The following is a 9,018-nucleotide window of genomic DNA, read 5'->3' on the forward strand; positions in this document are numbered from 1 at the left end:
CGTGGGCACCCGACGGTCGCGCGACGTTTGCCTACGGACCGTCCAAAAAGACCGATGAACCACACATCGTCTGGCTGGAAGTCGGCACCCACGATATATTTTAACAAAATTATCCAGCGGCGCGGGCCACCCATTCGATCCAAGTGATAGCGTATTAATGAATGCGACATTCCTGGCCATGACAAGGGCGCGGCGAGACCACGGACAGCAGGGAGAGTCGGCTGGCGATCCGCCCGATGTCGGGCGGCAGATCATCGCCGTGGAGCACATCCACCAGCGGCGCGGACGCGACGAGGAACAGCCGCACGTCCTCGTCGCAGAGAATGTCGACAAGATTGGCGAATCGTTGCCGGGCGTCCCGGCCGACCTCCGCGAGACGCGGCAACCTGGAAATCACCCAGGTCGTGAAGCGGCCGGTGAGAATCAGATAGTCCGTCGCGGACCTGGCCGTGTCGCACAGATCGAAGAAATCGAACCAGACGAGGTCGCCGCGGGCCGCCAAGGCCCGGATCCGCCGGTCGCCCACGTCGAGTGCGGTGGTTTCCGCCTCGGCCGGGGCCGTCAGGCCGGCGTCATGGAGCTGGGCGTCCGTGCCAGGCCACATGTAGACACCGGTCTCGAACCGCGACCGGGGCTCACCCGACCAGGACCGGCCGCGGTAGTCCCGTGAACCGGCAAGCTCGACCACGTCCATCGTCTGTCCGATCTTCTCGATCATGGGAACGAAGAGATGATGATAGATCGGACTTGGCAGCAGACCATCCGGCGGATAGTTGGACGTGGCCAGCAGAGTGATCTTCTTCTCGAACAGCGACGTGAACAGCCGGCTGACCAACATGGCATCGCCGGCGTCATGGACGTGAAACTCGTCGAAACACAGCAGACGGCAGCCGGCGAGGAGCTCCTCGACCGCGAAGTCCACCGCCCGGCGTTTCTGCCGATGCCGGGAAAAGGCCGAATGGAACTGGCGGAAGAATTCGTGGAAATGCACCCGGTGCTTCTTGTCCGTCGGCACGCTCTCGTAGAACACGTTCATCAGCCAGCTCTTGCCCCGGCCGACCGGCCCCCAGAGGTAGACCCCGCGCGGCTGCCGACCGAACGGGCCCCGCCACCGCGACACCTCGGCGCCGAGCTGGGCAAGCCGGCCGGCGACCCGCACCTGTGCCGCGTCCAGCTCGAACCCGGATCGCCCAGCGGCATCCTCCAAACGCTTCACGAACCGCTCCACGTCCGCGCGTTCACCGGCCACGAGCACACCGGTTGCGCTGTTCCCCGATCGACGCGGCCTGGACCGAGCTCGGGGAGAACATCCTGCTCGAGGTTGTGTCGGTCGAGTTCGGCGACAGCAACCTGATCGTCTCCTGACAGGCCCAGCCCCGGTCGTGCTGTCCCACCGGATCAGGACCTGCCCGGCCACCCATATTCCCGGAACAGTACAGCGGTTTGCTCAGAACTCCTGTTTCAATTATCAGAACCATGAGACCGCCGCGAGTCGGAGTACCATCATCAATCCTGGCCAGAGGGGTCCTGAAAAAACCTCCCAGCGATCAGCCACCGGTGCGGGCTTCCCATTCGGCTCGGGTGATCGTGTAGATGGCGCTGTCGGTCTCGTGCAGAGTTTCATAGCGCTCGAACGTCATGCCCAGTTTCTCGGCGACGCGGATGGACTGCTGGTTGTCCCGGTGCGGGATGGCCACCAGCCGGTTCACACCGTGGTTCGCGAACGCCCAGGTCCCGGACGCGCGTGCCGCCTCGGGCGCGTACCCGCGCCCCCACCAGGGCCGGCCGATGAACCACACCAGCTCGATCCCGGGCCATCCCGGCTCGTACCACAGCCCCGCCCGGCCCACCAGCGCGCCGGCGGCCCGCTCCACCACCGACCACGAGCCGGCCCCTTCCAGCTCCCACGCGCCGATGTTGGCCGCCAGGTTGTGCCACATACTGTGCCGATCATGATTACCGACATACCGCCCGAACTCGGCGTCGGACCAGATGGCGGTGGACGCGTCAAGATCTTCACGACAGATCGGCCGAAGCACCAACCGCCCCGTCGTCAACGTGGGGATGTTCACGCGTCGCCACCGGCAGAAAACACACGGATGCGGGCAACTGTGGCCATCCACCGCGCCGGAGGAGATGTGCTGATCATCCCGTCCAGCTCCACCTACAACGTGTATGCGGGAGATCGATGAGCGGGAAACCATCCCGACACGTCCAGTACGATCATGCCCTCCGTCATCGTGCCATAAACAGCCGCGTCAGCACTATAACCGGCCGGCCGCACAACCGACGCACGAACAGGAGACGCCACCAAGACACAGCCCTGCAAACCTCTGCCCGGGCAGCCTCCGAAGGATGCGGCTCCACTGCTGTCAGGGCAGCGCTGGATTCACATCCTGGGTCACCCGCCGAGCGGGATGCTGGCGACGTCGACCAGGCCTGCATGAAAGCACGTGATTCCGGGAATTCAGCGGATGGCCAGAATCTCCTTATGCCGCGGGGGCCTGGGTGCGGTCGCGGCGGTAGGCGTCCACTACGACTATGAATTTTCCGTTGACTGTGATGTCGGCGAGGCCGGTGAACAGCCGGGCTGTTCCGGGTAACGCCGCGACGGAGCGGACGCACACGGTGAAGCGGGAGCCGGGGGCCAGGGACGCGGCGCCGTCGCCGGGGTTGCCGGCGCCGCAGTCCGCTCCCTCGGGCGCGAAATGCAGCTCGGGGGCGCCGTCGAGGCCCTGGTCGGCGAAGGCCGTCTCGGCGGCGACCCGGGCGCGCGTGAGGGCCTGCTCCTCGCTGTCGGCGGTGGCGTACGCCCGGCCGGCGGCCCGGGCGGCCTGGGTCACCGCGAACGCGGCCCGCTGGACGGCGAACACGCTGAGGAAGAAATAGACGAACGGGATGAGCAGCAGGACCGACAGGCCGACGAACTCGATCAGAGCGGTGCCGCTGTCGTCGAGCGGGCGCGGCCGACGCTGGTCGCCTCGCCGGCCCCACTCACGGAACCGGCGCCATGCGCGATGTAGGTGCCACTCGCGGTGCGGGCGCGGCAGGCGTCGCCGAGCCCGACCTGGCGCCCGCTCCCGCGTCTGATCAGGGTCCGTCTGATCAGGGTCGGGGCCCGGGCGGAGCTGGTGTCGTGGGGGCATGTTCACGGGGTCTCCTTGACCGCGTGGCCGACGACCGTGATCGTCGTCTTCGCGCCTCCTGGCAGGACCGTCAGCGGTACGGCGACCCGGCAGCGCACCTCGACCAGGGGCACGCCGGACGCGCCGGTCGTGGCGGCGCTGGTGCAGCGGGTGTCGGCACGCCCGGGGATGGACGACGCGATCAGCCGCTCCGCGTAGGGGCCGCCGGAGTCCTCGGGCATGTTCAGGTTCGCCGCGTGCCGGGCGCCCTCGGCGGCGTCCGCGGCCAGGGTGTTACGGATGTGCAGCACCACGCCGACCTGGACGACCCCCAGGAACAGGAAGAGCAGCAACGTCCCGACCAGCACGAACTCGACGACCGCCGAACCGCGCTCGGACGCTGAGCCTCGCTCGGAGGTCAAGGCGCGCTCGGACGTCAAGGCGCGCTCGGACGTCAAGGCGCGCTCGGACGCCGGCCGTGGCGCTGCCGCCCGGGCGCGCAGCCGCGCGGGGAAACCCCCGAACCCGCGCCCGCTCGCTGCCGGGCACGCCGGAACGGGTCGATGCTCCCGCGAGGAGAACAGCGGGGAGAACAGGCGGTCCCGCACCGGGAACAGGGTGGCGATCTTGAGCCTTCGCGCGGGAGGCCCGGCGCGGTCAGCCGTTGCCGACCACGGAGTCGATCGCATTGGTGAAGACATCGCGCAGCTGGGGCACGGCGACCGCCATCAGGGCGACGACCAGGGCTGCTGTCATGACGGTGACCATGACCCAGCCGGGCACGTCCCCGCGGTCACGGCGGTCACGGCGGTCACGGCGGTCGCCGCCGGCCTGCCCGGCCCCTGCCACGAGCAGGTCTCTCCCGGCCCGGGACAGCCTCTCCCGCTCCAGCACCCAGCGGCTCACGAACATCGCGAACACACGCACGGCCAACAGCTCCTTCGCATTCTTCCGGGCTCTTCGAGCCCTTCGGGCACTTCGGATACGCCTCTGCTCGGCGGACAGCGAGAAAATCTCCAGAAAATCACCGGCCGTCATCACTGGGCGTTGAAGGAAAGACTGACCAGCGCCGGATAGAAAGCGAAGATCACAGTGGTCGGCAGGACGAAGAACACCACCGGCACCATCATTGCGATCTCCTTGCGGCCGCCGGCCTCCAGCAGCTGGCGTTTGCCCGCCTCCCGGACGTCCACCGCCTGCGCCCGCAGCACCTCCGCCAGCGGTGTGCCGCGTTCGATGGCCACGGCCATGCCGTCGACGAACCGGGCCAGCGACGGCACCGTCGTCCGGGTGGCCATGCCCTCGAGTGCCTGGACGAGGGTGGCCCCGGCGCGGGCGTCCGCGAGAGCCAGCCGCAGCTCACGGCCGAGCTCCCCGTGGGAGAGCCGGCTGACCCGCTCCAGCGCGCCGATCGGGCTCTCCCCCGCGGTCACCGCGAGCGCGAGCAGCTCGGCCACGGTCGGGAACTCGATCAGTATCCGTTCCTCGCGTTCCCGGATCGCGCGCGTCAGCCACCAGTCCCGGGCGACGATCCCGCCCGCGACCCCCGCGACGACCATGGCGACGCCGACGATCGGCGGCGGCCCGACGCCGGTGAGCGCCCGCACGAGCAGCAGGAACGCGCCGACAAGCGCGCCGGCCACGGAACAGATCACCTGTTGGACCCGGAACTCCTCGATGGACGTCCGTCCGCCAGCCTGGGTCAGCCGCCGGGTCAGGGCGGCGCGCCCACCGAGGAAACGGTCGAGCCGCCGGGCCGCGTCCCGCACGAAAGGCCGCAGCAGCTCCTCCAGACCGCTACGGGACGACATCGTGCTCCGCGGACGGTCGGCGAGCAGCCGGGACTGCGCCGGGGCGTCGCGCAGGTAGGGATCCATCCGGTCGGCCAGCCGGATCCGCCGGACAACCGGCGACCGGCGGATGATGATGAGCAGCCCGAGCCCGGTGAGCAGGCCGATCAGGGCGCCGGTCGCCGCCGGGCTCACCGCGGGCTCCCCGAGAGGCTGCTCCCCAGCACCCGGCCTTCCTCGGGCAGCCGCCCGATCCATTTCATGATCATGTAAGCCAGCACCGACACGCCGCCGCCGGTCGCGAGCACGGCGACGCCGGTCGGGCTGTCGTAGGCGCGCACGGTCTCCCCGCGGGTCGCCAGCATCAGCAGGACGACCCACGGTGCCGCGAGCGCGAGCCGGGCGGCGTTGACCGTCCAGCTCTGCCGGGTCTCCAGCTCGGCGCGGGTGCGCGCGTCCTCCCGCAGGAAGGCCGACAGCGTCCGCAGCAGCCGGCCGAGGTCGGTGCCGCCGACCTCCCGCGCCATCCGCAACGACTCGATGATCCGGTCGGCGACCGGGTCGGCGAGGTCGTCGGCGAGCCGGTCCAGGCTCGCCGAGAAGGAGCCGGTCGCCCGGTAGTCCTCACCGAAGCGGGTGAACGCGGGGCGCAGCGGGACCGGGCCGCGCACCCCCACCGACGCGAGCCCCTCCGGCAGGGACATCCCCGCCCGTACGGCGCTGGCCAGGTTGTCCACCACGTCCGGCCACAGTTCGCGCAGGTCGTGCATGCGGGTGCGCCGGCGCCGCACCACCATCGCCCGCGGCAGCAGGGCGGCGAAGACGAAGAACGCCCCGGCCAGCGACCAGGTGGCGGTGAAGGCAAGGACGAGCAGGCCGACCACCAGGCCGGCCCCAACACTGATCATGAGGAGCTGGTCGGGGCTGACCCCCGGGATACCTGCCTGCGCGAGAAGTTCCCTGGTCCGCACCCGCCATCTGGCGGTGCCGGGGTCACGCCGGACACGGGGACGGCCGCTGGTGACGACGAGAAACAGGCCGAGCCCGAAGAGCAGGCCGAGGAAGATACCCATCAGCCCTCCCCTCCCCGGATCTCGAGCCATGATCGTTCGCCCAGCGGGGACCGCTCGAGCAGCGCGGCCCGCTCGGCATAGCCGCGATCACGATCACGATCACGAGCGCGGTCACGGTCACGGTCACGGTCGGTCGCGGCGAGCAGCGCGGGCAGGTCGTAGCCGGCCTGGGCGAACCGTTCGGCATGCGGGGGGTAGCCCTCGGCCCGCACCAGGGTGCTGCCGTGCGTCCGGTAGATCTGGGCGATCTCGATGACGTCCCCCTCGGTACGCCCGGGCAGCGCGACGATCTCGGTGACCCGCCGGCGCCCGCTGGCGTCCTTGGCCAGGTGGACGACGAGATCCACGCTCGCGGCGACCGTCGGCACCACGAAGGCGTGGCTGACGTTCTCCCCGGCGAGCAGCGGCAGGGTGCACAGCTTGGTGACCGCCTCGCGGGCCGAGTTCGCGTGCAGGCTGCACATGCCGGGCAGGCCCGAGTTGAGCGCGATGAGCAGGTCGAGGGCTTCCTCCTGCCGGACCTCGCCGACAATGATCCGGTCCGGGCGCATCCGCAGCGCCTCCTTGACCAGGCGCCGCAGCCGGATCTCCCCGGTGCCCTCCAGGTTGGCCTGGCGGGTCTGCATGGCGACCCAGTCCGGCGCCCGGAGCTTGAGCTCGAAGACCTCCTCGCAGGAGATGACCCGCTCCCGCCCGGGCATCGCCGAGCCCAGGCAGTTGAGCATCGTCGTCTTCCCCGCCTGCGTCCCACCGGCGACGATGATGTTCAGCCCGGACGCGACGGCGGCCTCCAGGAAGGCCGCGGCCGGCGCGGTGATCGTGGACAGGGCGACCAGCTCGTCCAGGCTGGCCGCGGACAGGACGAACTTGCGGATGTTGACCGACCAGTGGGCCCGGGTGACATCGGGGATGACCACGTGCAGGCGCGAGCCGTCCGGCAGCATGGCGTCCACGAAGGGGGTGGAGAGGTCCACCCGCCGCCCGGAGCTCTTCAGCATCCGTTCGACGAGGTCCGCGACGCCGTCGGCGGTCAGGATCGTCGTGGTCAGCTCGCTGCGCCCGTTACGGGCGACGAACACCCGGCCGGGCTCGTTGATCCAGATTTCTTCCACTGCCGGGTCGTCGAGGTGGCGCTGCAGCGCCCCGAATCCGGCGACCGCGTCGTGGACGAGCCGGGCGGTGGTGGAGCGGTCGACAATCGGCGGCAGATCGCTGGTGAGCGCGCGTTCCTCATATTCGCTGAGGACGTCCTCGACGAGCTGGCGTATGCGGACGGGCTCCTCGACCGGGTCGAGGGAATGGCGCCGGACGAGTTCGCGCACTTCACCCTCGATGAGAGAGGCGGCGTCCATCCAGTCACCACGTGCCGCCACGGAAGACCGATCCCCCCTGGTTATGCGTTCGGAGTGTTGTCAGCCGGACAAATACTACGAAACATAGAAATCAGGTCGCGTCCGATCAAGCAGTCGACACCGTGCCCCTCCGCTCGCCGGTCGTCCGAAAAATCACGATCGGACCACCTTCGGCTTGTACCACTCCGCTGCCCACCGGCGGCGCAAAAGCAAGATCACACCACCTTCGGCCGTTCTCCCCCTGGCCCCGGCAGCGCGATAACAAGATCGCATCGCCTTCGGCTGGAGGGAGGTGGACGCCCGGCGACAATATTCGCATGGCCGTTGCGGTCCACCCACATCGGGCCACGGGGAGCCCAACGGCGGCAGAAAACGATCACATGCCCAGGCGAACATCCGTTACTCTCCGCATCCATCACCCGGCTGGCCGGGCGCCGGGCGGGAAAATGGCCGGCCCGCTGTCGCGACATTCGGGAAAACAGCCGGAACGGCCCCCGGCCGCCAGGTGGCCGCGGACCGGGGAGGACGCTCCACCGGCCCGGCCGGAAAATCCCGGCAACCACTCCCCGGTGGAACTGGCGCCAGCGTCGGGCCATATCCGCGCGCATCGCGGCGGCAGCGGCCCGTCCGGCGTTCACGGGACGCGGTCGTAACCGGTGGGAAACACGCTGGCTCGTCGCTCGCGCGGCCGGCTGCCGGAACCGTGACGAGCGGGCCGCCACCGTGGCGTATGCGCGACCGATACCGGTTGACATGCGAACCCGCTCGCCCCGAAAGAAACAGGATCATCCGCCGGCCCACGGAGCGGCACCCACGGGACCGCCCGGCCCAGGCCCGAGAAACGTCCACGGGAACGGATTGTCAGAATTTCCATAAATCATTCGATATCAATTCTGATACCGATCAGAAATATCAGCGACCGGTACTCGGAACCGGCCCGTAGCCATATTCATGACCAGCGCACCCGGCCGGTCGGTGCCACCACCGGCCAGCGGCGGCGCGGACGCACCGGAATCGGCTGCCCGCCGCGCCCGGGATGGCTTCGCAGGACGCCGCGGACAGCCCGTGGACGCCCCTGCCACACCCGGCGGCGGTCGGACATTCAGTGACGGACAGTAACATTTCGATCAGTCCCTGCCCCTGGACGACCGCATATCCGCCCGGCCCGGGCGACCGCGGACGCTGGTCCGCGCTACCTGGTCCGCGCTACCTGGTCCGGCGGTCAGACCCGGCCGCGGTGGTGGCGTTCGTGGAGGGAACCGGCCTGGCCCACCCAGTCGTCCGAGACGATCCGGTCGCCGAAACCCTCCAGGACGCTGCCGAGCCAGCTGACCCCGTCCTCGTTGAGATCGGCGAGCTGGCGGAAGCTGACGATGCCGAGCGCGTGCAGCCGTGCCTCCACGACTGGGCCGATCCCGACGATCTCCTTGAGATTGTCCCGGCGGGCGCCCTGCACCGCGGCGGGCGGCGGGAGGGGGCCGGAGCCGCTACCGGGGCCGGAGGAACCGGACAGCGAGGTCAGCCCGGCCAGCGCCACTGAACCCGGCAACGCGGCGGGCGAAGCGCCCATGGCTGCGCCGGAGGAGCTACCCGGAGTGGCCGACGCCCCCGCGGGCACCGGGCCCGCATGTGCCGAGGCCCCGGATGCCGCGCCCACGGGCGCTGTGCCCGGGGAACG

At 69.7% G+C, this 9,018-nt stretch carries 9 protein-coding genes; all 9 read right to left on the reverse strand.

Annotation, left to right across the window (positions count from 1 at the left end; genetic code table 11):
* Positions 1-154: 154 nt before the first annotated feature.
* Positions 155-1,216, reverse strand: a complete 1,062-nt coding sequence (gene zapE, locus NBW84_RS11290) for a cell division protein ZapE (protein WP_250284344.1) — start codon at positions 1,214-1,216, stop codon at positions 155-157.
* Positions 1,217-1,547: 331 nt separating this feature from the next.
* Positions 1,548-2,204 carry a GNAT family N-acetyltransferase gene (locus NBW84_RS11295; RefSeq protein WP_250284346.1) on the reverse strand — a complete coding sequence of 219 codons (657 nt, stop codon included), beginning with the start codon at positions 2,202-2,204 and terminating at the stop codon, positions 1,548-1,550.
* A 285-nt stretch (positions 2,205-2,489) separates the two neighbouring features.
* The gene (locus NBW84_RS11300) at positions 2,490-3,146 is read right to left on the reverse strand and encodes a hypothetical protein (protein ID WP_445548278.1); all 657 of its coding nucleotides are present in this window, start codon (positions 3,144-3,146) and stop codon (positions 2,490-2,492) included.
* Between the two features lie 2 nt (positions 3,147-3,148).
* Complete coding sequence (locus NBW84_RS11305; RefSeq protein ID WP_250284348.1) at positions 3,149-3,547, reverse strand: TadE/TadG family type IV pilus assembly protein; 399 nt, start codon at positions 3,545-3,547, stop codon at positions 3,149-3,151.
* A gap of 235 nt (positions 3,548-3,782) precedes the next feature.
* Positions 3,783-4,052 (reverse strand): hypothetical protein, encoded by a 270-nt coding sequence (locus NBW84_RS11310; RefSeq protein WP_250284350.1) that lies wholly within the window; start codon positions 4,050-4,052, stop codon positions 3,783-3,785.
* A gap of 110 nt (positions 4,053-4,162) precedes the next feature.
* Entirely contained in the window at positions 4,163-5,110 is a 948-nt protein-coding gene (locus NBW84_RS11315; protein ID WP_250284353.1) for a type II secretion system F family protein, read from the reverse strand.
* A complete protein-coding gene (locus tag NBW84_RS11320) occupies positions 5,107-5,988 on the reverse strand; it encodes a type II secretion system F family protein (protein WP_250284355.1) in 882 nt (293 codons plus the stop codon). Before NBW84_RS11320 ends, NBW84_RS11315 begins: the two co-directional genes overlap by 4 nt.
* Positions 5,988-7,340 (reverse strand): ATPase, T2SS/T4P/T4SS family, encoded by a 1,353-nt coding sequence (locus tag NBW84_RS11325; protein ID WP_250284369.1) that lies wholly within the window; start codon positions 7,338-7,340, stop codon positions 5,988-5,990. The genes NBW84_RS11320 and NBW84_RS11325 overlap by 1 nt, the downstream gene beginning before the upstream one ends.
* Positions 7,341-8,562: 1,222 nt before the next feature.
* Positions 8,563-8,910: a hypothetical protein gene (locus tag NBW84_RS11330; protein WP_250284358.1), complete on the reverse strand. Its 348-nt coding sequence runs from the start codon at positions 8,908-8,910 to the stop codon at positions 8,563-8,565.
* Between the last annotated feature and the right edge of the window lie 108 nt (positions 8,911-9,018).

It is taken from the genome of Protofrankia sp. CiP1_Cm_nod2, from assembly GCF_920664355.1.
GTDB lineage: Bacteria > Actinomycetota > Actinomycetes > Frankiales > Frankiaceae > Protofrankia.

Coding starts and splice junctions, on each gene's coding strand:
- NBW84_RS11320 (WP_250284355.1), bottom strand. CDS start 5,988: ATGGGTATCTTCCTCGGCCTGCTCTTCGGGCTCGGCCTGTTTCTCGTC.
- NBW84_RS11330 (WP_250284358.1), bottom strand. CDS start 8,910: ATGGGCGCTTCGCCCGCCGCGTTGCCGGGTTCAGTGGCGCTGGCCGGG.
- NBW84_RS11295 (WP_250284346.1), bottom strand. CDS start 2,204: ATGGTTTCCCGCTCATCGATCTCCCGCATACACGTTGTAGGTGGAGCT.
- NBW84_RS11325 (WP_250284369.1), bottom strand. CDS start 7,340: ATGGACGCCGCCTCTCTCATCGAGGGTGAAGTGCGCGAACTCGTCCGG.
- NBW84_RS11300 (WP_445548278.1), bottom strand. CDS start 3,146: ATGCCCCCACGACACCAGCTCCGCCCGGGCCCCGACCCTGATCAGACG.